General features: G+C 59.8%; 27 protein-coding genes and 1 tRNA gene. 11 read left to right on the top strand and 17 right to left on the bottom strand.

The genetic code is table 11. The annotated features are described in order from the left end of the window. Positions 1-13 precede the first annotated feature (13 nt). The 6 genes from FHT82_RS06675 to FHT82_RS06650 form a co-directional block, all read right to left on the bottom strand. The gene (locus tag FHT82_RS06675; RefSeq protein ID WP_183727630.1) at positions 14-1,291 is read right to left on the bottom strand and encodes a CpaE family protein; all 1,278 of its coding nucleotides are present in this window, start codon (positions 1,289-1,291) and stop codon (positions 14-16) included. Then, positions 1,288-2,004, bottom strand: coding sequence for a CpaD family pilus assembly lipoprotein (locus tag FHT82_RS06670; RefSeq protein WP_183727629.1), 717 nt, complete (start codon positions 2,002-2,004; stop codon positions 1,288-1,290). The genes FHT82_RS06675 and FHT82_RS06670 overlap by 4 nt, the downstream gene beginning before the upstream one ends. Beyond that, positions 2,001-3,506: a type II and III secretion system protein family protein gene (locus FHT82_RS06665; RefSeq protein WP_183727627.1), complete on the bottom strand. Its 1,506-nt coding sequence runs from the start codon at positions 3,504-3,506 to the stop codon at positions 2,001-2,003. The genes FHT82_RS06670 and FHT82_RS06665 overlap by 4 nt, the downstream gene beginning before the upstream one ends. An 11-nt stretch (positions 3,507-3,517) precedes the next feature. Continuing rightward, complete coding sequence (gene cpaB / locus FHT82_RS06660; protein WP_183727625.1) at positions 3,518-4,333, bottom strand: Flp pilus assembly protein CpaB; 816 nt, start codon at positions 4,331-4,333, stop codon at positions 3,518-3,520. A gap of 110 nt (positions 4,334-4,443) precedes the next feature. Continuing rightward, a complete protein-coding gene (locus tag FHT82_RS06655; RefSeq protein ID WP_183727623.1) occupies positions 4,444-4,956 on the bottom strand; it encodes a prepilin peptidase in 513 nt (170 codons plus the stop codon). A gap of 112 nt (positions 4,957-5,068) precedes the next feature. Further along, complete coding sequence (locus FHT82_RS06650) at positions 5,069-5,263, bottom strand: Flp family type IVb pilin (protein WP_183727621.1); 195 nt, start codon at positions 5,261-5,263, stop codon at positions 5,069-5,071. A 392-nt stretch (positions 5,264-5,655) separates the two neighbouring features. On the opposite strand from FHT82_RS06650, the gene FHT82_RS06645 reads away from it, so the two are divergent. The 7 genes from FHT82_RS06645 to FHT82_RS06615 all read left to right on the top strand — a co-directional run bounded on the left by FHT82_RS06645 (position 5,656) and on the right by FHT82_RS06615 (position 11,235). Then, positions 5,656-6,057: a pilus assembly protein N-terminal domain-containing protein gene (locus FHT82_RS06645; RefSeq protein WP_183727619.1), complete on the top strand. Its 402-nt coding sequence runs from the start codon at positions 5,656-5,658 to the stop codon at positions 6,055-6,057. A gap of 113 nt (positions 6,058-6,170) precedes the next feature. Further along, on the top strand, positions 6,171-6,803 hold the full coding sequence (locus FHT82_RS06640) for a TadE/TadG family type IV pilus assembly protein (RefSeq protein ID WP_183727617.1): 633 nt from the start codon (positions 6,171-6,173) through the stop codon (positions 6,801-6,803). Then, on the top strand, positions 6,803-7,384 hold the full coding sequence (locus tag FHT82_RS06635) for a TadE/TadG family type IV pilus assembly protein (RefSeq protein WP_183727615.1): 582 nt from the start codon (positions 6,803-6,805) through the stop codon (positions 7,382-7,384). Before FHT82_RS06640 ends, FHT82_RS06635 begins: the two co-directional genes overlap by 1 nt. 237 nt (positions 7,385-7,621) lie before the next feature. Next, a complete protein-coding gene (locus FHT82_RS06630; RefSeq protein WP_183727613.1) occupies positions 7,622-8,842 on the top strand; it encodes a phosphopentomutase in 1,221 nt (406 codons plus the stop codon). Next, a complete protein-coding gene (locus FHT82_RS06625; protein WP_183727611.1) occupies positions 8,839-9,807 on the top strand; it encodes an adenosine deaminase in 969 nt (322 codons plus the stop codon). The genes FHT82_RS06630 and FHT82_RS06625 overlap by 4 nt, the downstream gene beginning before the upstream one ends. 108 nt (positions 9,808-9,915) lie before the next feature. Further along, positions 9,916-10,545 (top strand): uracil phosphoribosyltransferase, encoded by a 630-nt coding sequence (upp, locus tag FHT82_RS06620; RefSeq protein WP_183729158.1) that lies wholly within the window; start codon positions 9,916-9,918, stop codon positions 10,543-10,545. A gap of 123 nt (positions 10,546-10,668) precedes the next feature. After that, positions 10,669-11,235, top strand: a complete 567-nt coding sequence (locus FHT82_RS06615; protein ID WP_183727609.1) for a TIGR02281 family clan AA aspartic protease — start codon at positions 10,669-10,671, stop codon at positions 11,233-11,235. Positions 11,236-11,241: 6 nt separating this feature from the next. On the opposite strand, the gene deoA is transcribed toward FHT82_RS06615, so the two are convergent. The 9 genes from deoA to FHT82_RS06570 all read right to left on the bottom strand — a co-directional run bounded on the left by deoA (position 11,242) and on the right by FHT82_RS06570 (position 19,837). After that, a complete protein-coding gene (gene deoA, locus FHT82_RS06610; RefSeq protein ID WP_183727607.1) occupies positions 11,242-12,549 on the bottom strand; it encodes a thymidine phosphorylase in 1,308 nt (435 codons plus the stop codon). Position 12,550: 1 nt separating this feature from the next. After that, positions 12,551-13,327 (bottom strand): deoxyribose-phosphate aldolase, encoded by a 777-nt coding sequence (gene deoC, locus FHT82_RS06605; RefSeq protein WP_183727605.1) that lies wholly within the window; start codon positions 13,325-13,327, stop codon positions 12,551-12,553. Between the two features lie 20 nt (positions 13,328-13,347). Next, on the bottom strand, positions 13,348-14,142 hold the full coding sequence (locus FHT82_RS06600) for a purine-nucleoside phosphorylase (RefSeq protein WP_183727603.1): 795 nt from the start codon (positions 14,140-14,142) through the stop codon (positions 13,348-13,350). Continuing rightward, on the bottom strand, positions 14,139-14,528 hold the full coding sequence (locus tag FHT82_RS06595; protein WP_183727601.1) for a cytidine deaminase: 390 nt from the start codon (positions 14,526-14,528) through the stop codon (positions 14,139-14,141). Before FHT82_RS06595 ends, FHT82_RS06600 begins: the two co-directional genes overlap by 4 nt. 1 nt (position 14,529) lies before the next feature. Next, complete coding sequence (locus FHT82_RS06590) at positions 14,530-15,501, bottom strand: ABC transporter permease (RefSeq protein WP_183727599.1); 972 nt, start codon at positions 15,499-15,501, stop codon at positions 14,530-14,532. 10 nt (positions 15,502-15,511) lie between these two features. Beyond that, positions 15,512-16,615, bottom strand: a complete 1,104-nt coding sequence (locus FHT82_RS06585; protein WP_183727597.1) for an ABC transporter permease — start codon at positions 16,613-16,615, stop codon at positions 15,512-15,514. A gap of 7 nt (positions 16,616-16,622) precedes the next feature. Next, positions 16,623-18,134 (bottom strand): ABC transporter ATP-binding protein, encoded by a 1,512-nt coding sequence (locus FHT82_RS06580; RefSeq protein ID WP_183727595.1) that lies wholly within the window; start codon positions 18,132-18,134, stop codon positions 16,623-16,625. A gap of 72 nt (positions 18,135-18,206) precedes the next feature. After that, a complete protein-coding gene (locus FHT82_RS06575) occupies positions 18,207-19,199 on the bottom strand; it encodes a BMP family ABC transporter substrate-binding protein (RefSeq protein ID WP_183727594.1) in 993 nt (330 codons plus the stop codon). A gap of 320 nt (positions 19,200-19,519) precedes the next feature. Further along, on the bottom strand, positions 19,520-19,837 hold the full coding sequence (locus FHT82_RS06570) for a hypothetical protein (RefSeq protein ID WP_183727591.1): 318 nt from the start codon (positions 19,835-19,837) through the stop codon (positions 19,520-19,522). Positions 19,838-20,061: 224 nt separating this feature from the next. Here FHT82_RS06570 and FHT82_RS06565 point away from each other — a divergent pair. The 4 genes from FHT82_RS06565 (at position 20,062) to FHT82_RS06550 (ending at position 22,576) form a co-directional block, all read left to right on the top strand. Further along, positions 20,062-20,151, top strand: a tRNA-Ser gene (locus FHT82_RS06565). 416 nt (positions 20,152-20,567) lie between these two features. Next, the gene (locus FHT82_RS06560; RefSeq protein WP_183727590.1) at positions 20,568-20,843 is read left to right on the top strand and encodes a hypothetical protein; all 276 of its coding nucleotides are present in this window, start codon (positions 20,568-20,570) and stop codon (positions 20,841-20,843) included. Positions 20,844-21,191: 348 nt separating this feature from the next. Continuing rightward, entirely contained in the window at positions 21,192-22,118 is a 927-nt protein-coding gene (locus FHT82_RS06555) for a hypothetical protein (protein WP_183727588.1), read from the top strand. Positions 22,119-22,369: 251 nt separating this feature from the next. Beyond that, positions 22,370-22,576 (top strand): hypothetical protein, encoded by a 207-nt coding sequence (locus tag FHT82_RS06550; RefSeq protein WP_113320548.1) that lies wholly within the window; start codon positions 22,370-22,372, stop codon positions 22,574-22,576. Between the two features lie 243 nt (positions 22,577-22,819). Here FHT82_RS06550 and FHT82_RS06545 read toward each other — a convergent pair whose 3' ends face one another. Next, on the bottom strand, positions 22,820-25,501 hold the full coding sequence (locus tag FHT82_RS06545; RefSeq protein ID WP_183727586.1) for a CHC2 zinc finger domain-containing protein: 2,682 nt from the start codon (positions 25,499-25,501) through the stop codon (positions 22,820-22,822). Positions 25,502-25,603: 102 nt separating this feature from the next. After that, positions 25,604-25,792 (bottom strand): helix-turn-helix domain-containing protein, encoded by a 189-nt coding sequence (locus tag FHT82_RS30655; protein ID WP_183727584.1) that lies wholly within the window; start codon positions 25,790-25,792, stop codon positions 25,604-25,606. Positions 25,793-25,808: the final 16 nt, after the last annotated feature.

The following is a 25,808-nucleotide window of genomic DNA, read 5'->3' as shown; positions in this document are numbered from 1 at the left end:
CAATTCTACTCGTTCACTTGCGCTTCAGAAGGCCGAGAAGGCCGCCCTTCCTGGATTTCTTGATCGCCACGCGACCGGTGACGATGTGCGAGATCTGCGAAAAGGTCTCTGAAGTCGGCGACTTCGGATCGACCTCGGAAATCATCCGGCCGCTGTTGGCGGCGTTTCCGAAGAGGCCGATATCGAAGGGAATGATGGCAATCGGTTCGACCTCCAGCGGCTCACAGAAATCGGAAACCGAGATTTCCGGCCGCTTCGGCATGCCGACCTGATTGAGAATGAGATGCGGTAGCTTGTCGTTCGGGCGCATCTTGCGGAGAGCATCGAGCATGTTCTTGGTGTTGCGCAGGTTGGCGAGATCGGGGACCGCGCAGATAACCACTTCGTCGGCGCTTGAGAGTACCGAACGGGTCCAGTCCGACCAGGCATGCGGAACGTCGAGCACCGTGACAGGCGCGCTGCGCTGCAGCACATCCATGACAGGCTGGAAGGCCTGGCCCTCGAAATCATAGGCGCGGTCGAGAAGCGAGGGGGCGGCCAGCAGCGAAAGATGCTCCGAGCACTTGGTCAGCAGGCGGTCGAGGAAAACCTCGTCAAGCCGCTCCGGCGCAAAGACGGCCTCGGCAATGCCCTGAGCCGGATCCTGATCGAAATCGATATTCGCCGTGCCATAGGGCAGGTCGAGATCGGCCAGGATCGTCTCGGTCGAGAACAGGTTCGAGATACCGAAGGCGCAATTATGGGCGACAGTCGATGCGCCGACCCCGCCCTTGGCGCCGATGAAGGCAATGCTGCGGCCAAGCGGCTCGGCTTCCGGATCGACGAAAATCGCCGCCATCGCGCCCATGATGTCGGGCATGGCGATGGGCTGGACCATATATTCGGAAATGCCGTTGCGGATCAGATCGCGGTAGAGACCGATGTCGTTGTAGTAACCGACGATGATGACCTTGGTCGAGGGATCGCAGACGGCGGCGAGCGGCGCGAGCTCGGCAAGCAGGTTGGCCGGGTTCGTCCTGGTTTCAAGGATGATCAGGTTCGGTGTCGGTGCGCCGGAGAACATGTTTGCAGCGGCAGCCGTGCCGCCGCTGGTGATGCGCAGACTGACTTTCGACATGCGCCGGTCATTGGCACAGCGCTCCATCACCCGCTGCAATCCTTCGCTTTCGCAGAAGGCGTGAACGGAGATGCGCGGCAGCGGCCGCATGTTTTCCAGTTCGCCCATGCGCATCGCCTCTTCGGCATGGCGAAGCTCGCTGCTATTCTTGATCTCGTAGTCGACGGTGCTCATCGTTCTGTCCCGCGGTATTCCTTGATCACCTCGTTACGCTGCTCTGCGTCGATCGGGGTCATGCCGCGGGGAGCGACGAAATCCTCCGGATTGGCGACCTGGGCGGCGAGGTTGTTCTGCGAGGCACAGCCGAAATTGTAATAATTCTGGTTCGTGAAATCGGCCGAGATGTCCTTCGGCCATTGGCCACACTGGGTCGTTACCGCCGTCATGCCGGTGAAGCTCAGGCGTATCGGCGCGGCATCGAGAAGGCCGGTTGCCGCATAGGACGTATTGATGATCTTGCTGCTGGCAATGCCGCGCGAAGCAAGTTCGGCACGAACCTGGCTGCGCAATGCGCGGGCTGCCCCTGCATTCGCTGACCCCTCGGGAGACAGGATGTAGACGGGGCCGGAGGCGCGCGACACGTAATTCTGCGCAAAGCCGCGGATCAGCTCGCGCTGGGCGATCGTCAGACGGCGATCACTGGAGGCAACGGGAATATCGACCGTCTGTTCGGCTTCCGTCACGACGATGGGATGGCGCTCCCGGTAGTCATCGGGAATACCGCCGGTCGTCAGCTGATCACGCGGGCCGGCGCAGCCGGAAAGGATTGCAACGGCGAGCGATGCAGCCACGAGCCGAGGCTTTGCGGTGCGGGAATGTTTCGCGTTCCAAGGGGCCATTGCCTGATCTCTGTTGGTTTTCATCGGTTCAGACCGTGCCCCGCTCATTTGTAGATAAATCCGATGGAGCCGTGGAACTGCGCATCGGCAATCGGCGCCTGAGAGCTGCCGTAAACCTTGTTGACGCGGTTCATGAAGAAGGCGGACGCATCATTCGTCGGGCTGAAATTGTCATCCGGCCGATTGAGCTGATTGCGCGCTACCGGACGCACCAGGTAGGGCGTCGCGATGATGACGAGTTCCGTTTCCTGGCGTTCGACCCCTTTCTGACGGAAGAGCGTGCCGAGAAGCGGGAGCTTCGAGACGCCGGGGGTGCCGTTCATCGTCTGGGAGATGTTGTCGCGGATAAGGCCAGCAAGAGCGATCGAGCCACCCGACGGAAGCTCGACCGAGGTCTGGGCCGAACGGCGCTGATAGGTCGGCGCAGCACCCGATACCGACGGCGCGGGCTCGGAAACATTGGTCGTGATCTGCAAGCTGATGCGGCCGGAAGAAAGGACCACCGGCTTGAAGGCCAGATTGATACCGTAATCATAGGGAACGACGGTGACGTTTCCGTTATTGTCCGTCGTCGAGTAAAGAACCTGGCCGCCGGAATTGAAGGTCGCAGCCTGGCCGGAAATCGCCGTCAGCGTCGGCTCGGCCAGCGTGCGGACGACCTTGCCCTGTTCCAGCGCATTCAGGTAAGTCGAAATATCGTATTTGCCGATCGAGTTCTTGAAGAGCGCGGCCAGGCCGCCACCGATGACGGATGTGGCGCTATCGGCCGATGGGCTGCCGAGTTGGGCGACCGTCATGCCCGAGGAGTTGGTGACGAGATTGTCGAAACCAAGCTGTTTCAGGACTTCACGGCGAACCTCGGCGATCGTGACCTTGAGCGTGACCTGGTCCTCGCCCTGGATCTGCAGGAGGTTGACGACCTGGGACTGCTGACGGCCTTCCACAAAGAGCGCAACTGCGCTGTCACCGCCGGTCCCTGAAGCGGTTCTCGTGCGCGTCGTGGCCTCGCCGCCTTTCAGGAAGGCCATGGCGAGCGACGCTGCCTGGGTCGCATCCTGCGGTGTGCGAACGGTACCGGTCAGTACGATATTGTCGGAGACGATTTCGACTTTGATGGCAGAGTCCGGGATGAAGCGGCGCAGATTGGCCTCGAGACCGGAGACGTCGCGCTCCACCTCGACATCGAGGCTGACGACCTCTTCGCCGCTGGCGCCGAACACGAAAATATTGGTCTGCCCGACCGTCTTGCCGAACAAATAGATGCGCCGCGAGGTGCGGGTCACTGCATCGGCCATGCTCGGATCGGAAACGAGAATATCGTGCGCGTCATCAGGCAGATCGACGACGACGGCCTTGTTGAGACCGAGCTTCACGCGGCGATGCGCGCCGGGGCCGCCCTGCGATATGCGGATGAGGCTTTCCGACGCGGCATTGGCCTGTTCGACGCCCGAGGATGCGACGAAGGAGAGCGGCGTGATGCCGCCGGCAGCCATTGCCAGGGAAAGGCAGCCGGTCAGGAAAAGCCTGGTGCGCTGTGTTGAGTTGCCCATCTGCATTTCCCTTACTCCGGCTTCACTGAGCCGGTGGCATCCGTGACGATGGAGCCGGACTTGATGACCTGGATGAGTGCGCTGCCGTTATCGCCGCTCAGCAGATAATCTGCCGCGCCGGTGTCCTGCTCCTGCGCGTCGGCGACGGAGCGCAGGGCAAGCGAAAGGCGATCGGCCATCTGCTGGGCGACGGCCAGAACCTTGGTCTGGTCTGGGGTGAGCTCCAGGGTTGCTGTCGTGCCGACCGCGGCCTTGGTGCCGTCTTCCTTTTCCTCGATCTGCTGGTCGATGGCGAGGACGCGGACATTGCTCAGTACAGTTTCGGTTATGTATTTGTCCGTGCTCTGCCCCTTGCGCACCATGATGACGTCGACGCGGTCATTGGGGAGGATGAAGCCGCCGGCGCCGGTCGCAACGGAGATTTCGGTCGCAATGGCGCGCTTGCCGGCAGGCAGCAGCGAAGACAGGATGCGGCTGTTGGAATCGGCGACCTTTTCCGGACGGATCGGCTCTCCTTCGAAGACGGGCAGGCGCACGACGGCGCCTTGCAGATCCTTGATGGCATCCGGCCGATCGGTCTCGGTGATGAAGCCCTGGACAACGCCATTCTGCGGCCAGGCCATCCAATGGACAGCCTTCTCATCCAGCCGCGCGCCGACGGGGAGATTGGCGCTGGAGACCAACACGTTGACGGTCGGCTCTTTCTCGATGACGGATTGGACCTTCGTGACGACACCGGCACTACCGGCCATGTTCATCGCAAGAAGACCGGCAAGGCCGGCTGCCACCACGGCGACAGCTAGAATAATAAGGCGGGCCGGTTTCATTGATCATTCCTCGGGGCACGACACGTTCGCCCCGCAGAATGCTCAGGAATTGGTATAATTATGGTTAATGGAACACTTACATTTTAAGTTAACAGCCGATTAAAATGCCGTCATTTCAAGCCTTCCAGCGCGGCAACGAAGAGCGGCGAGGACGGGAAGGCTAGGAAGCCACCGATCGCGATGGCGATACCGTAGGGTATTTTCTTGGCGAGCAGGAGCGAACTCGGCAACGGTAGGCCGATGGCGAGAATGGTGTTCGATTGCGATCTTATAAGCAGGATAAGCAGCGTCAGAAGACCGCCGATCAACCCGACATCGGCCACCAGAAAAAGAAGAGACTGATTAAAGCCGAACCAGAGAGCGGTCGCACTCAACAGCTTGGCATCTCCGCCGCCCATGACATTGACCGCAAACAGTGCAAAGCAGGTGCAGAAGACGATGGCTGCACCCGCAAAATGCATGCCAATGATATCCCACCCAAGGCCCGAGAACGGAGTTAGGACGAGGAAAGACGCGACGAGGATGAAGGAAACGCGGTTCGGGATCGTCATGGTGAATAGATCCGAGAATGCCGCGATAGCGAGGCAGAGTGGCAGTATCACGAAGACTGCAGCTGCGATCATGTTTATATGCCCGATCGGAACACAATGCGAAAAAGGCTCACGGCTGTAAAGCTGCGAGCCCGATCATTGAGCGGCCGGATCATCTCCGCCGAGACGTTTTGAATACCTTGGATTATTCCTTAACCTCGGCAGCGGTCTTTGCCTTATCCATCTGATCGGTAAGATTGTTGAACGTGTCACCGATGCTGTTACCCAGTGTCGTGGCGCCGGCGATCAGCGCTACGGAAATCAGAGCGGCGATCAGGCCGTATTCGATTGCGGTCGCGCCGGATTCATCCTTCAGAAAACGGCTAAAAAGCTTGGTCATGGTTACCTCTAACTCCAGTTGATGTTCAGCACGTCCGCCAACTGTTGCCGTTGATCGGATGGCTGCAACCTAGCGAATGGCCGTTTCCATCGACTTAATGAAATGCCCTAACAAGGTGTAAACGAGACAACCGGCCCGCTCAGGGTAAGTAATTCCTTACCTCATTGCTTAGATTTCTCATGAATTTCCAGAAGCAATGTGGAACAATAGCCGTGCGGCATCCAGAAATGGCACGAATTTCCGCCGCCCGTCGATTTCACGCCTCGTCGGCGCGTACCGAAATGGTCCGATGCGTTTCACGCATGAACATGGCGTGGAAAGCTTAAAGCTTCGTTCACCATTTTTTTCCATTCTATCTGCAATTTGCATTGCGATCGTGAAAGAGGGCCAAAATGCCATCGAACGGCAAGACCGTTTTCTTTGCCTGGGTGATTGCGGCTCTTACGGCATCCGCGGCCTGCGCCCAGGAAGACATGCTGCGCGTCTATATGGATCACGCGCGCGTCCTGAAGCTCGACCGGGCGGTCAGCAAGGTCATCGTCGGCAATGCCAAGGTTGCCGATGCGACGGTCGCCGATGCCAGGACGATCGTATTGACGGGCCGCGCCTTCGGTACGACCAACATCGTGCTGCTCGATGGCGATGGCAACGCCATTCTGGACGAACGCATTCTCGTCTCCATCGATGAAGGCAATACGGTGCGCGTCTTTCGCCAGACGGAGCGCTCGGTTCTGTCCTGCACGCCCAATTGCGAGCAGCATTCACAGCAGGGTGAAGCCGCTTCCGCAAACTAGGCGACATCAACGAAGCTCACGCGCATTCGTTAAAATAGCTGCTCCGGCCTGAAACGGAAAATCAACGAACACGCCTTAGTGTGGCGCCCGAAGAACATTTTCGGGGCCAGACCATGGCGATCAGTGAGCAGGAGACGGGCAAGGTGCGTGCGTCCCTCCGTTTATCCAGACTTCGCGCCCTGGCCCGCTCGCGCGACGGCTCCGCGGCGATCGAATTCGCGCTGCTGGCCATTCCCTATTTCGTCGTCATATTCGCCATCCTGGAAACCTTCATCGCCTTTGCAGCGGAAGAACTCGTCTCGAACGCCGTCGATACAATGAGCCGCCAGATGCGGACGGGGCAGATCACCTTCGTCGATCCCGCGCGTGCGAGCTACAAGACGCAGACCCAGTTCCGGCAGGCCTTCTGCGACGAAATTTCGATCATCATCCGATGTTCGGATACGGAGGCGGCGACGCCCGGCAAGCTCTATCTGGATGTGCAGAGCTTCCCCACTTTCGCTGCCATGCCAACGGCGATCCCGAGAATGTCTGCGGATAAATATTCCGATCTGAAAATTTCAGCCTTCAAATTCACGCCCGGCGGCCCCGGTTCGATCAACATGCTGCGCGCCTATTATCGCTGGTCCATCATTGTCGATCTCGTGCGCCCCTATATTACAGGGCTTCGTCCGGCCGGCAGTTCCATGCCGAGCGAATATTTGATCGTCTCAACGGCTGCCTTCCAGAACGAGCAGTATCCATAATGGCGCGTCACGGACTTCTCATACGGCTGGCTTCGACGACGCGGCGCTTTGCACGCGACCGGCAGGGTGTCGGCGCCATCGAGTTTGCCATCATCTTCCCGGTTCTGGTCATGCTTTATCTCGGTGCATTCGAGATCACGATCGGGCTCAGCGTCAGCAAGCGCACGGCACGTGCCGCCGGGTCGATCGCCGATATCATCACCCAGCAGCAGAGCGTCACAAAGAGCTCGCTCACAGATATCGCCAAAGCCGCGTCGCCAATCTACTCGCCCTACGACAGCTCGGATATGTTGGTGAAGGTCACCGCAATCCAGATCGACGGCAGCTCCAATCCTACGGTCATGTGGTCCTGGGCATCAACGGGGGCAGCGCCTTATGCCAAGAACAGCACAGTTTCCGACGTTCCGACGGAAATGAAAAAGGCCGACAGCTTCCTCATCCGAAGCGAACTCAGCATACCCTATGCGCTATTCGTCTTTGCGCCCAATTTCATGCCGACGGAGATGCGCACCATCACGATCAGCCGCAGCTATTTCTATCGCCAGCGACAGAACAAAGATATCCCCTGCGGCGACTGCTAAAGCACGTCGCGATCCCTGGGATCTGAAGCTTCCACACCCCAAATTTGCCAAGCGGGTCCCGTCATTATATGGCTGGGCGCTACTGCATAATTCCTTAAATCGGAATCGATTTAAGAACAAAAATCATGCAGCAATTTAAAGTTCTACAGCGTTCTTTGCGCGTCCGAAAAGACGCGCGGCGCTGTAGTCAGATCGTTCCAGCTAAAGGCTGACGACAGCAGATAATACGGGTGAAAAATGGCGCGTGCCTTTCTCTTCGTTCTGGATTCCTTCGGTGTCGGCGGAGCACCGGATGCGGCAACCTATGGCGATGAGGGCGCCGATACGCTCGGCCATATCGCCGAATTCTGTGCGGCCGGTGCGGCCGACCGTGCCGGCCTGCGGTCCGGCCCGCTTTCGCTCCCGAACATGTCGGCGCTCGGCCTGCTGCATATTGCGCGAGCGGCCTCCGGGCAATTTCCCGCCGGCATGCCGCTGCCGGACGAGATCCACGGTGTCTATGGCGCCGCCAACGAAACCTCACGCGGCAAAGACACACCGTCTGGACATTGGGAAATCGCCGGAACGCCTGTTACCTTCGACTGGGGCTATTTTCCTGATAAGGGCGATGCCTTTCCGCAGGAACTGATCGAAGCGCTCTGCCGCGCAGCCGATGTGCCCGGCATTCTCGGTAATTGCCACGCCTCGGGAACCGAGATCATTGCCCGCTACGGCGAAGAGCATATGCGCAGCGGCAAGCCGATCTGCTACACATCAGCGGATTCCGTGTTCCAGGTGGCTGCCCACGAGGTCTATTTCGGCCTCGACCGCCTGCTCAACTTCTGCCAGATCGCCCGCGGCCTGCTCGATCCCTACAATATCGGCCGCGTCATCGCGCGCCCCTTCATCGGTCAAAGTGTGGCGACCTTCCAGAGAACGGGCAACCGCCGCGACTTCTCGGTGCCGCCGCCGGAACCGACGCTGCTTGACCGGCTCGTCCAGCATGGCCGCAATGTGCATGCCGTCGGCAAGATCGGCGATATCTTCGCCCACCAGGGCGTTTCGCGAGTCATCAAGGCAAATGGTAACGATGCCCTGATGGATGCTTCCCTTGCTGCAATCGACGAGGCGGAGGACGGCGATCTCGTTTTCACCAATTTCGTCGATTTCGACATGCTCTATGGCCACCGCCGCGACGTTGCGGGTTATGCGGCTGCCCTCGAAGCCTTCGACGCGCGCCTGGGCGAGGTTCATCAGAAGCTGCGGGAAGGTGATCTCGTGGTTCTCACCGCCGATCACGGCTGCGACCCGACCTGGCGCGGCACCGATCATACACGCGAGCGCGTGCCTGTTATCGCCTACGGTCCCGGTATCAGATCGCGCTCTGTCGGCGTGCGCCGGAGCTTTGCCGATATCGGCGAGAGCGTTGCGCGGCATCTCGGTATTCCCTCCGGACCGCATGGAAGGAGTTTTCTGTGACGTCGCATTTGAAGAAGGTCGAGCTGCACTGTCATCTGGAAGGTGCGGCTCCCCCGGCACTGACGGAAGCGCAGGCCCGTAAATACGGCATCGACATCAGCGCCTATCTGCAGGACGGCACCTATGTCTGGCATGATTTCGCGAGCTTTCTGGAATGCTACGACAAGGTTTCCGAGGTCTACAAGACCGAGGAGGACTATGCGCTGCTGACGGAAACCTATCTTGAAGAGCTGGCCGGCATCGGCACGATCTACAGCGAGCTCACTGTTTCGCCCGACCATGGCAAGCGCATCGGCCTCGGCGCCGACGCCTATATATCAGGCATATGCGAAGGCATCCGCCGGGCGAAGGCAAGGAGCGGAATCGAAGCGCGACTGATCGTGACCGGGGAACGGCATTTCGGCCCGGAAAGCGTGATCGGCGCTGCGGAATATGCGGCGAAGGCCAAGAATCCGCTGATCACCGGCTTCAACCTTGCCGGAGAAGAGCGGATGGGCCGCGTTGCCGATTATGCGCGCGCTTTCGACATCGCCCGCGATGCAGGGCTTGGCCTGACGATCCATGCCGGCGAAGTCTGCGGCGCCTTCAGCGTTTCGGATGCACTGGACGAGGTGCGCCCCGCGCGCATCGGCCACGGTGTGCGCGCAATCGAGGATGCCGACCTCGTGAAACGGCTTGCCGACGCGGGCACTGTGCTTGAGGTCTGTCCCGGTTCGAATATCGCGCTCAGGGTTTTTGAGGATTTCAGCTCGCACCCGTTGCGCAGGCTGAAGGACGCCGGTGTGAAGGTGACGATCAGCTCCGACGATCCGCCATTCTTCCATACCTCGCTCAAGCGGGAATACGAGCTTGCCTCGGAGGCTTTCGGCTTTGGCGATGCTGAGATCAATGCGATGACGCGCACGGCCATCGAAGCCGCCTTCGTCGATGAAGAGACCCGCAAGGCATTGCTCGCCCGCCTTTAAGGGCGTGAGATTGTCAAAGCTCCAGGCAAATTTGCCTCCGCTCTTGAAGTGAAGGCGGTTTCCATGGAAGAAACAGCCGATAAGAACAAGGAATTGGAAGGTTTCCCTATGGACGGCGTCACAGTCATCGATCATCCGCTCGTGCAGCACAAACTCACCATCATGCGGCGCAAGGAGACCTCGACAGGCAGCTTCCGCCGGCTGCTGCGCGAAATCTCGACACTGCTTTGTTATGAGGTCACGCGCGATCTGGAACTGACGATGGAAACGATCGAAACGCCGATCCAGGAGATGCAGGCGCCGATCCTCGAAGGCAAGAAGCTGGTCTTCGCCTCCATTCTGCGCGCCGGCAACGGCCTCCTGGAAGGCATGCTCGATCTCGTGCCTTCCGCCCGCGTTTCCCATATCGGCGTCTACCGCGATCACGAAACGCTGCAGCCGGTCGAATATTATTTCAAGGCGCCTGAGGATGTGGCGGAGCGCCTGATCATCGTCGTCGATCCGATGCTTGCGACCGGCAATTCCTCGATTGCCGCGATCGACAAGCTGAAGGAGCGCGGCGCCCACAATATCCGTTTCCTCTGCCTGCTGGCGGCACCTGAGGGCATCAAGAACTTCCGCAGCGCCCATCCGGACGTTCCAGTCTTCACGGCGGCGATCGACAGTCACCTGAACGAGAAGGGTTATATCGTGCCCGGTCTCGGCGATGCCGGCGACCGTATGTACGGCACCAAATGATTTCGACTTCCTTTACCAATTCGAAAGACTTCCAAGGCCCGGCGCTTCATTCCGGGCCTTTTTATGTCGCGGTTAGCAACTTTTCAGCAGTTGTGGCTTAGCTGCTTGAAGCATGAGGTCCGCATGAGGCGGGTTTTGTACAGGAAGGATTTCTGTTTCATGCTCATGCGCACCGTCATATTTGCCAGCATCGCGGCTGCGCTGGCGACACAAGTGCCTTCTCTGCTCACCCGCACGACGCAGCCCGGCAATACGATCTCCGCAAATTTCGTCTCGACCGAAGATAACGCGCCTGACACGTCGGCCACGATTTCCGACGGCGGCATGATCAGCCTGCAGGCCGACGCGCGGGGTCACTATACCGGCAATTTCAGGATCAACGGCAAGCCGGTGCAGGGGCTGATCGATACCGGCGCCACTTATGTCGCACTGAACGAAAGCCTTGCGCGCAGGCTCGGCTACAGCGGCAACCAGCTCGACTTCCGCTACGCGGTTAATACCGCGAACGGCCAGACCAAGGCCGCGCATGTGACGCTTGATCGCGTGGAAATCGGCGGCATCCGCGTTCGCAGCGTCGAAGCCTTCGTGCTGAAAGACGAAGCCCTGAGCGGCACGCTGGTCGGAATGAGCTTCCTGCGGAAGCTTGCCTCCTACTCCGTCGCCGACGGTTCGCTCAGCCTCAAGCAGTAAATTCCATCAGATACGGCCGGCGATAACTGGGGGAAGCTCCGGCTTCTCGTCGGCAATGCGATAGTTTGCGGCAAGTGCGACGGCGGCTCTTTCCGCCGATGCCTCATCTGCTGCGTGAACGAGGGCTATCGGATCGCCCTCATTCACACGCGTTCCCAGCGGCAGCAGACCGGTGAAGCCAACGCTGTGGTCGATCCTGTCGGCCGGATGGCGCCGCCCGCCGCCAAGGTCGATCACGCTCATGCCCACATCGCGGGCGTCGCAGGCCGCGAGCCAGCCGGTGCGCGATGCCGCAACAGGCCGCTCGATCGGCGCCCTGCGCAGATAGGCATCCGGCCGCTCCAGAAGATCGGCCGGGCCGCCGAGCATATGCACCATGCGTGCGAAGATCTCCGCAGCTTTGCCGGAAGAAAGCGCGTCCTGCGCCTTGCTCTCCGCCTCCATAAGCGAGCCGGCAACGCCCGACTGCACGAGCATTTCGGCGGCAAAGGCAAGCACTATGGTTTCAAGGCGGGTACTGGCCTTTCGGCCAGCCAGGAAATCGAGACAATTGCGCACTTCGACAGCATTGCCGGCGCTATCGGCAAGCGGCTGGTTCATATCCGTTATCAGCGCAGATGTCTTCACACCCGCGCCATTTGCGACCTCGACCAGGGAATGCGCCAGCACGATCGCCTGCTCCGGATCGGCCATGAAGGCACCGTTGCCGGTCTTGACATCGAGCACCAGCGTCTGAAGGCCGGCAGCAAGTTTCTTGGACAGGATTGAGGCCGTTATCAGCGGGATGGAATCGACGGTTGCCGTCACGTCGCGCACCGCATAGAGCCGGCCATCGGCTGGCGCCAAGGTACCCGTCGGGCCGATGATGGCGCAGCCGACCTCCTTCACCACGTTTCGGAAGAGAGCGGCATCCGGATTGATCGTATAGCCTGGAATGGATTCGAGCTTGTCCAGTGTGCCGCCGGTATGACCAAGGCCGCGGCCTGATATCATCGGCACAGCCAGACCGCAGGCAGCAGCGATTGGGGCAAGCATCAGCGAAACATTATCCCCCACACCACCGGTCGAATGCTTGTCGGCGACGGGGCGGTCGATACCGTTCCAGGAGAGCATATTGCCGGAACGCGCCATGGCGAGCGTCAGAGCGACCGTTTCCGTGCGCGACATGCCCTTGAACCAGACCGCCATGGCGAAGGCGCCGATCTGGCCTTCCGAGAGGTCGCCGGCGGCAAGTGCCGCAATGAAGGCGTCGATATCGCCTGATGGCAATTCGGCGCCGTTGCGTTTCTGGCGGATGATTTCCTGGGGGATCATCTCAATAGCTCAAGACAGCCGCCGGCTTCGGTTCCGTGCCGCTGAGGACGGCCAGGATATGGTCGAGCAGGCCGGAGGCACCGAAACGGAAGGTGGAGGGCATCGGCCAGTCCGGCGTCATGATGGTTTCGGCCAAGCTCAGATAAAGGGCCGCATCCGCGACAGTCGAGATACCGCCGGCGGGCTTGAAACCCACCTTCCGGCCGCTTTCTCTGATAGCACGGATCATGATGTCGGCGGCTTCCAGCGTGGCGTTGACGGAAACCTTGCCTGTGGAGGTCTTGATAAAATCGGCGCCCGCTTCGATCGCCAGCTCAGAGGCGCGGCGGATGAGGGCCGCGTCCTTCAGCTCACCGGTCTCGATGATGACTTTCAAGAGGACAGGCGCGACACACTCGGCGCGCACGGCCGAAACCATATCGGTGACGGCCTTTTCGTTGCCCGAAATCAGCTTGCGATAGGGAATGACGAGATCGATCTCATCGGCGCCGTCGGCGATCGCCTCACGCGTTTCGGCGGCGACATCGGCGATTTCCAGATCGCCGGAGGGAAAATTGACGACGGTCGCGATGTGGACCGGATGGCCTTTGCCGAGCACGGTGCGGGCATGGGCGACGAAACGCGGCCAGATGCAGATCGCGGCGCTGTTGCCATAAGGCGTCTGCGCGCGGGCGCAAAGCGTGTCGATCTGCTCCTGCGTGCAGTCGTCATTCAGATTGGTGAAATCGAGAAGGGAAAGGGCGACGGCGGCCGTTTCCCGGCTGGAATGGCTATTCATTTCGCTTCCTCCGCCGGCAATCAATTACCGGCAATCATCTCTTTGAGTATGGCGGCGAGACGGGCACCGCCAACCGGCGCCATATCCTTGGTCTCCTCGTGGCTGAGCTCGTTTCCGGTCATGCCAGCCCCATAGTTGGTGATTACCGAGGCAGCCGCAACCCTCAGGCCCAGCATTCTTGCAATGATGACCTCGGGCACAGTCGACATGCCGACCGCATCGGCGCCGAGGATACGGGCCATGCGGATTTCGGCCGGCGTCTCGAAACTCGGGCCTGAGAACCACATGTAGACACCGCTTGCGAGCGGAATGCCGAGCGTCTTGGCTGCCTTGTGCATAGCCGCCGAAAGCTCGGCATCATAGGCATTGGTCATGCCGACGAAACGATGATCGCTTTCTTCGCCGATCAGCGGGTTTATGCCGGAATAGTTGATGTGGTCGGCGATCTGCATGACCGAGCCGGGCGGTATGTCCTCTTTCAGCGAACCCGCCGAATTGGTAAGGATCAGGGCCTCGACGCCGAGGGCCTGCAGGACCTCGATCGGCAGGCGCATGGCGTTGGCATCACCCTTTTCATAATAGTGTACGCGGCCTGAGAGCATGATGACCGGCACCGAACCGAGATGGCCGGCAACGACGTTTCCGGCATGGCCGGAGACCGCACTGACCGGAAAGCCCGGCAGGTCCTTGTAGGGGATGCAGACAGCATCTGTGACCTGATCGACCAATGAACCGAGGCCTGAGCCGAGCACGATGCCGTAACGCGGCTTGAGCCCACCGAGCAAAGCCGCGAGCAGATCGACGGTCGCGTTCATCCGAGTTCGGTCTCGAAGCTGAAGGGGAGAAGCTCTTCCATGGTCATGGTCTTCTTTACGCCGACGTCGTCGCAGAGATAGATCTTGGTGTCCTTCGAGGCGAATTCCGAGATCTTCTGCCGGCAGCCGCCGCAGGGCGGGCAGAGCGGCAGCTTTTCGGCGATGACGGCCATTTCGACGATTTTCTTCGCACCGCCCATGATCATGGCGCCGATTGCCGTCGGTTCGGCACACCACCCTTGAGGGAAGGAGAGGTTCTCGATATTGGCGCCGGTATAGACCTTGCCATCCTCGGCGCGGATCGCAGCACCCACCGGGAACTTGGAATAGGGCGCATGCGCGAAGGCCATGGCGCCGCGGGCGGCTTCGAACAGGTCGTGAGACATATCAACGCTCCTTCACATAGGGCACGCCGCCGGCCTTCGGCGGGATTGCAACGCCGATGAAGCCGGCGAGCAGAACGCAGGTCAGAATATAGGGCAGAGCCTGGAAAACCTGAACCGGTACTTCGCCGATCAGCGGCACCTGCTTGCCCTGCATGAAGTTCGCCAGCGCATCTAGGAAACCGAAGAGCAGGCAGGCGAACATGACGGGCACCGGCCGCCACTTGGCGAAGACGAGGGCGGCGAGCGCGATATAGCCCTTGCCGGCCGACATGTCCTTGATGAAGGCAGCCGATTGGGCGATCGCCAGATAGGTGCCCGAAAAGCCGCAGAGGATGCCGGCGCACATGACGGCGCGGTAGCGCAGCCAGGAGACCGAAATGCCTGCCGTATCCACCGCACCCGGATTTTCGCCGACGGCGCGAAGGCGCAGGCCGAAACGCGTGCGGTAGAGGACCCACCAGGAGAAGGGCACGGCGAGGAAGGCAAGGTAGGTGAGGATATTGTTGCCGGAGATTACGCCGGCATAGAGCGGGCCGATGATCGGCACGTCCCTGACAACATCGGCGCCCGGCAGAATGATCGGTGCGAAACGCGCGTCGGCCGCCAGCTGCGGCGTGCGGCCGCCCTGCCCGAACCAGGCCTGGCCGAGCACGATGGTGATACCGGCGATGAAGAAGTTGATGGCGACACCCGAGATGATCTGGTTGCCGCGATTGGTGATCGAGGCAAAGCCATGCACGAGGCTGAGCGCCACCGAGCACACGATGCCGGCGCCAAGGCCGGCCCAGGCCGAGCCGGTGAGATAGGCGATGCAGGCAGCAGCAAAGGCCGAGCCCAGCATCTTCCCTTCGAGACCGATGTCGAAGATGCCGGCGCGTTCGGAGAAAAGACCGGCAAGCGCGGTGAAGATCAGCGGAATGGAGAGCCGGATCGTCGAACTCAGAACGTTGATGAAAATTTCATAATATTCCATCGTCTGTTCCTCAGGCTCGCTTGAACTGCTGGTAGATGAGCACCATTGCCGGGCGGAACATATATTCCAGCGCGCCGGCAAACAGGATCACCAGACCCTGAATGACGAGGATCATCTCGCGGGTGATGTTGGGCATTTCGAAGGAGATCCAGTCGCCGCCCTGATAGAGGACGCCGAAAAGGATCGCGGCGAAGATGATGCCGAGCGGATGGTTTCGTCCCATCAGCGATACGGCGATGCCGACGAAGCCCGCGCCGCCGACGAACTCCACCTGCAGACGAGCCGACGAGCCCATGACCGGGTTCAGCGCCATCATGCCGGCGAGTGCGCCAGAGAGCAGCATGGCGATGATGATGGTGCGCGCATGAGGCGTGCCGGCATAGGCGGCGGCGGTCGGGCTGATGCCCAGCGTGCGCATATCGAAGCCGAGCTTGCTGCGCCAGACCAGCACCCAGACAAACCAGGCGGCGAACAGCGCGATGATGAAGGAGACGTTGAAGGGCGCTGCACCGAGCTTGGCGCCGAACATGCTCATGACCCAGCCGAGCTTCGGAAGCTGTCCGCCTTCGAGGAAGGTGCGGGTTTCCGGCGCCATCTTGCCCGGCACGATCAGCACATGCACCAGCAGATAGACCATGAGAGCGGCGGCGATATAGTTGAACATGATCGTCGTGATGACGATGTGGCTGCCGCGCTTGGCCTGCAGGAAGGCGGGAATGAAGGCCCAGGCGGCCCCGAAGAGACCGGCGCCGATAATGGCAACCGGCATGGTCACATACCAGGGCACATAATTGTCGAGTGCCAGCGCCACCAGCGCACAGCCAAGCCCGCCAATATAGGCCTGACCTTCCGAGCCGATGTTGAAGAGGCCGGCATGGATGGCTACGGCGACCGAAAGGCCGGTGAAGATGAAGCTCGTCGCGTAATAGAGCGTGAAGCCGATGCCTTCACCGCTGCCGAAGGCACCTTCGATGAGCAGCGAAAGCGCGGCCAGCGGGCTTTCGCCGATCAGCCAGATGACAAAGCCCGAGATCAGGAAGGCGACGACCAGGTTTAAAAGAGGGATCAGACCGTAATTGATCCATCTCGGTAGGGATACGGAAGCAGTGCTCATCGAGGCCTCACGCGGCAATGCCGGCCATCATCAGGCCGAGGGTCTGTTCACCGGCATCGGGCGTCTTCTCGCCGACGACATGGCCGGCAAACATGACAAGGATACGGTCTGAAAGGGCGCGGATTTCGTCGAGTTCGACGGATACGAGCAGGATGGCCTTGCCCGCATCGCGCATCTCGATGATCCGGCGATGGATGAATTCGATGGCGCCGATATCGACGCCGCGGGTCGGCTGGCCGATGATCAGCATCTTCGGGTCGCGCTCGATCTCGCGGGCGACGACGATCTTCTGCTGGTTGCCGCCGGAGAAATTCGCCGTCTTCAGGCGCGGGTTCGGCGGGCGGATGTCGTATTTCTCGATCTTCTCCATGGCATCCTTGCGGATGGCGTCGAGATCGAGCAGCGGGCCACGGCTGTATTCGGGACGGTGGTGATAGCCGAGTACGGCATTTTCATATTCCTCGAATTTCAGGACCAGGCCCATGTGATGGCGGTCTTCGGGAATATGGGCGAGGCCGAGTTCGCGAAGACGTGCCGGATCGGCCTTGTCGATCGGCTGGCCATCAAGCAGGATTTCGCCCGATGCCGGCTTGCGGATACCGGCAATCGCCTCCAGCAGTTCCGACTGGCCGTTGCCGGCGACACCGGCAATGCCGACGATCTCGCCGGCGCGGACATCGAAGGAGACGTTGTCGACCATCGTCACGCCTCTGTTGTCCTTGACCGTCAGGTTGCGGACGGACAGCAAGACCTCGGCAGGCTTTGCCTCGCCCTTCTGGACGCGCAGCAGAACGCGGCGGCCGACCATGAGTTCGGCAAGTTCCTCGACCGTGGTCTCGCTGGTCTTGCGGGTGGCGACCATCTCGCCGCGGCGCATGACGGAGACGGTATCGGTGATCGCCATGATTTCGCGCAGCTTATGGGTGATCAGGACAACGGTCTTGCCCTCGTCGCGCAGCACGCCGAGGATGCGGAACAGGTGATCGGCCTCGGCCGGGGTCAACACGCCGGTCGGCTCATCGAGGATCAGTATCTCGGCGCCGCGATACATGGCTTTGAGGATTTCCACGCGCTGCTGCAGGCCGACCGGAAGCTGCTCGATCAGCGCATCCGGATTGACCTCCAACCCGTATTCGGTTTCCAGCCGCTTGAGCTCGGCGCGCGCGGAAGCAACGCCCCTTGCCAGCAGCGCGCCGCCTTCGGCGCCGAGCATGATGTTTTCGAGGACGGTGAAATTGTCGACCAGCATGAAATGCTGGTGCACCATGCCGATGCCGGCGGCGATCGCTGCCTGGCTGTCCCGGATGGTGACGGGCTGGCCGTTGACGCGGATCTCGCCGCTGTCGGCGTGGTAGAAACCGTAGATGATGGACATCAGGGTCGATTTGCCAGCGCCGTTTTCCCCGATAATGCCATGGATCGAGCCCTTGGCGACGGTCAGGTTGATGTCCTTGTTGGCGTGAACGGCGCCGAATTTCTTGTCGATGCCGACAAGTTCGATGGCAGGCTGGTCTGTCACAGCAGGCTCCAAATAAGAAAAGGGCGTATGGCGAAAATCCTTGTCCGCCATACGCCCGATCTCAGTTACGACTCACTTCGGGCAGGCATTGTCCGTGGTGTAATCGTGAACCTTGATGGTACCAGCAATGATATCGGCCTTGGCCTTGTCGACGGCAGCCTGCATCTCCGGCGTGATCAGCGGCTTGTTGTTGTCGTCCATGGCGGCGGCAACGCCGTCTTCCTTGATGCCGAGAGACTGGACACCGGCCGTGAACTTGTCGCTCTTGGTGTCGTTGAAGGCGTTGTAGACGGCGAGGTCGACGCGCTTGACCATCGAAGTCAGAACGGAACCCGGATGCAGGTGGTTCTGGTTGGAATCGACGCCGATCGACAGTTTCTTGTTGTCGGCTGCCGTCTGCAGGACGCCGAGACCGGTCGCACCGGCTGCCGCGTAAACGACGTCAGCGCCCTGGTCGATCTGGTTCTTGGTGAGTTCGCCGCCGCGGACCGGATCGTTCCAGGCTGCACCCGTCGTGCCGGTCATGTTCTGAAAGACTTCGATGTCGGCCTTGGCGGCGCGTGCGCCCTGCTCGTAGCCGCATTCGAACTTGCGGATCAGCGGAATGTCCATGCCGCCGACGAAGCCGACCTTGCCGGTCTTGGAGGCCATGCCGGCGAGAATACCGACGAGGTAGGAGCCTTCCTCTTCCTTGTAAAGGACGGAACGGACGTTCGGCTTGTCAACGACGGAGTCGACGATGATGAACTTGGTATCCGGGAATTCAGCGGCAACCTTCTCGACAGCCGAGGTCCAGGCGAAGGAAACGGCAACAACCGGGTTGAAACCGCGGCTTGCGAAGTTGCGGATGGCCTGCTCGCCCTGGGTATCGCCGGTCGGCTCGAAATCGCGGTAGGCGATACCGGTCTCTTTCTTGAACTTTTCAGCGCCGTTAAAGGCAGCTTCGTTGAAAGACTTATCGAACTTCCCGCCGGTGCCGTAAACGAGAGCCGGCTTGATGTCGGCGGCAAGCGCCGTCGTCGACATCGCTGCCACGGCAAGGAGGGTGAGAAGGGATTTTTTCATGAGTTTGCAGCCCTGTTGTTTGCTATTTGTCTGGGGTCCTCCCGCAAGCCTTTTTCAGGCATGTCTGCGGAACCACCGACCTCCCCCCGGAGGCCTGGCTGCGTGCATCCTTGCATGGCTCAACGAAAAATTCACGAGAAATTTTTCGGTTGGTAAAGATTTGCCATGATTGCCGAAATTCAGTCCACAGGTCCTGAATTCTGGGCAAATCGACCGCTGAAATGCGGATTTTCTAACCAGTGCCGCCGCGTCATCGGCATCATCCTCCGGCCGTTTCCGGAACTGCCGATTGCACTTTTTCAGACCCCGCAGCCCTTCAGCTATGCGGTAAAGCGGCCTGCCACCGGCGGCTTCTTGTAGCCGATCATCCATAGAAGCAGCGCCAATACCAGAAGCACGGCAAAGGCCGGCTGCAGCATGAGCCACTGAAAGATGAAGGCGTAAAAACGCGGATGGACATAATAAGAGACGGACGACTGGAGCGCGATCAGCGTCGACGGGCTGACATCCTGCCATGCATCCGCCATCGGGGTCATGATCACCTGCGAGGATGCAACGGACTGAATGGAATCGATGGTTCCGGCAATGACAGCAACTGCCAGCGCAAACAGACTGGCAAGACGCAACAAGAAACGCATCAAATCCTCCGACGACGGGTGTGCCCTGATGTCCGGCGAGCCGCGCCATTCTCCACTCAAACCTAGAGATAGGCTTGGAGCGGGCACGGCGCAATGGACGGCATGCGCGCAGTTTTATCGGAAGAAGTCAAAAAACTGTTAGATTTGGGTTGATCGGCAAAAATTCATCGGTATATATCGCGCCGTTCCGACGATTTGCTCCTCTCCGGTGCGAAACGCAAAATGGACAGGTGGCCGAGTGGTTGAAGGCGCACGCCTGGAACGCGTGTGTACGTGAAAGCGTACCGAGGGTTCGAATCCCTCTCTGTCCGCCATTTTGTTTCTAGCTAATGCACTGAAAATGCTGCGTTATTTGGTTCATCTCGCCTGCATCTCCATTTTGACCGCGGCGTATAGCTCTGACTGACAGCTACTGAAGACCTATGAAGAATGTTCACGCTTGCTGTGAAGTTCAAGAAGTTGACTAGCTGGCCTTGTTGCGCGGTACGAGCGCCTACTTCGCAGGGAAGCACAGCGGAAGTATGGCACGCGCGAGGCGCTTTAACCAACAACTGAGTTGCCGGTAACCCTTCCTTCAACTGCTTCTTGTAAATTGACTCAACGATGGCCAAATGATACGGCGGGCGCCGGCTGCGCCAGATATCGCGGAACGAATCGATGCACCGTCCGTTGCATCTTGAGTCAAGCGTTTCTTGTAGTACACTCAACCTAATTCGATTCGGGGGAAGTCATGGTAATAAACCTAATTCTCGCCGTGGCGTCGGGCGCCATCGGTCTATCCCTGATTCGCTTCGCTTTCAGCCTCGCGAAGCTCGATAAGATCGAATATCAGAAATCGCGTGCGCGATATCCTTCCCTGCGAGCAGCAATTTCCGGCCAGGCCACGGTACGCTACAACGGCACTCCGGACGGGCGCGTTCGTGCAGGCATCGTCTATAACACCCGTAAGAATCGTATCGAGCCTAATGGCAAATTGCGTAACGATGTTGTCGATCAGGTTCTTTAAAGCGGGATGTTTTACAAGGGGTGGGTGCCGACGGTAAACGGGCGACTGTCGTTCAAGCTTATCGGAGAGACCCGATATCCGGCTGAACCTGAGTACGTCAATTCTGCCGACGATTCTCATCTTTATGTCTCTGCCCTCCAGTCTCGACAATTGAGCGACGTCCTGTTTGAGCGGGTAGTGGGTCCCCTTCTAGGGTATAGTGGGAAATTCGAGTTCGTCTTGTGCGCGCGTTCTCGTCGATCTCGCACCTCGCCGGACTCGAAGCTCATTGGCAAGGTGTTTATATTCCACTGCCAGACCTTTAAGGAGACGAAAGCTCGAGACATATTTCGGAGCTCCGTGAAATCTATGCGCGCGCTTGATCCTGGTGCGCTAAATCCGGGTTTGAAGCAGCAATATCTCGCCCTCAGCCAAACGCTGCTTAGCCGATGCGACATGTACATGAACGTCGTCTTGAATCGCGATGGCGTCGTAACGCTCTCACATCTCACCTGGGGAAACTCTCGTCTGGAGAGAAACACCGAGGAGCACGCCATTGAAATTGGGTTCGACCTCGAACACGGCATTGCTGACCAGACGTATTTCTTTGTCCGCGACTTAACTCATCAGCATCAACATCACGGAAACGACGCGGATACGATTATCACGACCCAGCGCCAGGAGAAGCCTGACGACCTGAGCTGGTGCTTAGAGATTATGTACAGTCTCTATTTCCACATCATCACGGTGAAGAGAAAAGGAAACCCGACAGAACATGTTAGGGCGCTCGGGATTCTGGCCTACCTTCAGTCTTACAAAAATATAATTAAACGGCGTAAAGACCTCGTCCAGCCTACTCTGGTTTTGCCTGAGTTCGATGACGCGTCGTCAAAGGAATCGATTAAAGCGACGAAGGACTACATCGATTTCAAACTCAACGAGCAGAAGCGAAACAGCGACAATCGGAAATCCTTTTTTCTCTGGGTGTTAGCGACAATCTTCACTGTCGTGAATTTTACAGTCAGTTTTGCCGATAAGGCGCTTCCGCCGAACCCGACCGTCGCGTCGGTAGCCAATTTCCTTAAAACAAACGCCTACGTGCTTCCGATGATGGCGATTGCTGCGTTAATTTATCTAGTCAGCAATCTCATCTCAAAGCCGCGATATGATTTCAAACGAGACGTTGTTCGAGTGTCTATTGCTGGAAGGGTGCCCTCCGTTGCAATAGCGCTTGCGCTGGGTGTCGGAATGATGGCTGTCTGCGTCTATTATGTTATTCGCCTCCTAGCAGATTGAATTCCTCGCCAGCGTTCCGGCATGTTTGCCTTTTACTCCGGGGCGCCGCATACACGACCATCCCGCCCTCGACGTGCAATCCCGTTTCATGTTCCCTAACTTTTTCAGCACTTGAACCGCCGCCCGGACCAGGTTCGTCAAAGCGACGAATTTCGTCGCGGTGGTCCACAACGCGACCGCAACACGATAAGCTGCTCCAGACTTTCAGCACAAAGCACTTCATTGCCAACGACGCAGAGGGGAAACCAGCGATGGCGAATTTCAAGGCTGAAGATGAAGCGATCGGGACGATCATCCTGGTGGAGGAACTGTTTCAAAGCTTGGTCAAGTCCGGCATCGTGCCGGCAGCCGTTATGGCGGATGTCGTGCGCGGCGCGGTTGCGAGGCTGGATACGACCGATCATTTCGGCGCGGGTGCGGCTGTCCGCCACTATTTCGAAAGCTGGCTGTCGAAGTAGATAATCTTCGCTGGGTGCATAGGACGCATAAGATGCATAGGCCGTTTCAACGGCTCTATAGGAAATGTCAGATTCAATGCCTGTCATGTCACCGTCTGACATTTCCCACACGACCAATGAAAAAGCCTATGCAACTTATGCAACCTATGCACAGAGGTCATTGAAAGCCCTCCTCGAGGCGGGATTATTGGTTGGCTGCCGCGATGAACATCCATTTCGACGAAATCCGTGCGGCTTGGCGTGTCACGCAGGCAGCTCCTTTGCCTCAACTTTCCCCGCGTTTTCGACCTTCCAAAGCACCCCGTTCACACGGTTTTTCCCTGCGCTGACGATCATCTGCCCGTTGACGATCCTGCCGCAGTGCTTGCGCAGGAACCCGCTGAAGCGCGTCGTATTCAGCTTGCCGCGCTCGATGAATTCGCCGAGAGCATCGATCAGCCCCTGATGCCGGCGGTTGCCGACCGGATCGAAGGCGCCTTCGTCCACCATCCTGGCAATATCGGCCGCGGCCCAGGGTTTGCCGGCCGGCAGGGCCGCGATGATCGCCGATGTGCGCTCCTTCTCCGGGTCGTTGTCCCTGATCTTGGCCGCATTGCCGAGCGGATCGGGCAGGCCGAGCCAGACGAGCGCGGAGCGAACGAGGTTCGACCATTGCTCGAAGGAGCCGAGCGCCGGCGAGACCTTGTCGGCCTCATTGGCGACGAAAGCCCGCAGGAGCGTCAGGGCCGATGTGACGATTTCCACCCGCTGCCGGCGTGTGTCTTCGATGACGTCGCTCTCGAAGACGCGCTCTTCCGGCCGCTCGACGCCGGCATCGAGGTTGATCAGCACCACGCGCCGCGTCAGGTCGCCGGCAAAGCGCAGCCCGTTGCCTGTGGCGCAGAGCATGACCGCCGTTGCCGAATCCACCGCAAGCGTCTTGCCGAGCGGACGGATACTGACTTCCTCCTGGGACAGAACCTGGCAAAGATGATCGGAGCGAAGCGCCACCGACAGGTTGTCGAGAGTGATGAAACTGTCGCCCTGCAAGAGCCTGGACTCGAGCACCTTGCGCAGTTCGTTGTCGTCGCCCGCATAGGAGTTGACCGCCGCGAGCCGGCCGGTTGCGAGAATGGCGGCAACGTCCACCAGCTTGGATTTGCCCGTGCCGGGCGCCGTCGCATTGACCCCGAACAGCGGGGCGGTTTTCAGGCTGGGGCGGACGATCGCCGTCAGGATCATGGCGAGGGCTGCCGATTCATCGATGCCGCTCACGAAGGGGAAGCTCGCGACAAGCTTCCTGATGTTTTCCAGCGCTGTCATGGCTTGCGCCCTGTCGGGGCATTCGGGGATTTGGGGCCATGTCTTGTCCGATTCGAAGAGTATGCCGGATTGCCGGTCGAATCCCCTGGTGTCGATGACGGTGCCATCGCTGCGCATCGTCGGCAGGGATGCGACCGCCGTGATCTGCGGGAAAGGCCATTCCCCGTGCCGCGCAATGACGGATCTCGCGACCAGCGCCGGGCAGGACACGGCGTTGTAGCCGAGCGTCCTTCTCGCATCGGGTTTCAGCCAGCGTATGTATTTTGTCAGTATTGCGATCAGCGCATGCTCGTCGACGGGGACCAGCACCGTCTTTTCCTTCCCCGCGATGCGGACGGCGTGAAACAGGGCCGTGTCGCGGGCATAGAGCGGCGCGCCGGCATCGAGCGCCAGGCGGCAAGCGGTCGTTACCGCTTCCGAAAGGTCGGCTTCATGGAAGAGCAGCGTCGGCCGTTCGTCTCCCTCCGTGGTCGGTGGGGGCAGGTCACGGACGACTGGTTTGCGGTGCGATGCGCGGCCCTCACCCTCGACCGTCACAGGTTTTTCGTCGTCAGCACCCGCGGGCGCGAAGGGGCGCACCGTGGCCTGCATGAAGGCGTCGATCTCGGCTGGCGTCCATCCGTCATCGAGCGCATCGGCGCAGTCCCAGCCGCGGCCGGGAAAAAGGCCGGCGCGCCAGTCGTCGACGCGATAGCATTCGAGTTCGCTTGCGGCACCGACATCGGCAAGGCCGACAAGCCGGATGCGAGCCCCGAGGCGCGTCAGCTGCAGCGCGATTTCATGCGCTGCGGCCATGCCCGGGCGATCGAAATCCGGCCATATCAGCACGTCGCGGCCCGAGAGCGGCGACCAGTCGGTGTGCCTGACGCCCTGCGTGCCGCCCGCCCAGGAAACGACCGCCCGCTCGCTCGCCATGCTGAGCCTGTCGCCGCACTTCTCGCCCTCGACAATGATCACTTCTTTCTCGCCGATATCCTGCAAACCATAGAGCGGCCGCGGCTTGGCGAACGGCAGGCGGCACCATGTTTGCGTCCCGTCGGGCAGGCGGGCGAACATGACCATCGGCGTTTCCTTAGCCCCATCGGCGAGATCATGGCGCAGCACGTAGCCAAGGAGCGAACCGTCAGCGTTGCGATAGGGAAACACCATCGACGGCGCAAAGGAGCCCCATTCGGAGCGCCCGCCCCTGCGCTTGGGATTGTAAAGCCTGACAGGCCGGCCGGCCTGCAACAGATCCGCCGGCGGCGGCAGGGCCGTTATGCCCTCATAGGCATCCTGCGCCTTGACCTCTCTCGGCCGGGCGTTCGGCCGGCTGCCGATGCCGCCGAGGATGCGGATCGCTTCGGGCAGATCGACGCCCTTCACCTCCTGCACGAAATCAATGATATCGCCCTGCCTGCCGCAGCCGAAGCAATGGAAACGCTCCATTCCATCGTGCGCTATGAAAATCTTGAACGACGGCGTATCTTCGGCATGGAAGGGGCAGCAGGTTTCGAACTCCCGGCCATTTCGGCTGAGCTTGTAGCCGTATTGCCTGACGGTCGAAGACAGCGATATGTCCCGCCGCAGACGTGCGATATCGTCAGGTTCGCCCGAGGATGCGTATGCATGTGTTCGCGACATGAAATTTCCGTGTGAGTTAAAGCTGATCTTTTGCCGGGATCGTTTGGTGCATCGCCTGTGGGTCCCTCATCCGCCCTTCGGGCCGCCTGACCGATGAAGGCCCTAGTCCGAAGCCTGGAGGTTCCGGTTGACGAAATCCTGCAGATCCGCGGGACGGAACAGCGTGCGGGAACCGAGTTTCACGAAGGGAAGTTGGCCGGTCTTCATCTGCCGGTAGATGCTGGCGCGGCTGATGCCGGTCGCCTCTGTGACTTGCCTGATGTTCAGCAGAATTTTAGGCGTGACTTCCACGGTTTCTCTCCAGGTC

The sequence above is a fragment of the Rhizobium sp. BK275 genome (assembly GCF_014193555.1).
GTDB lineage: Bacteria > Pseudomonadota > Alphaproteobacteria > Rhizobiales > Rhizobiaceae > Rhizobium.
This window is presented reverse-complemented; position numbering and strand designations above follow the sequence as displayed.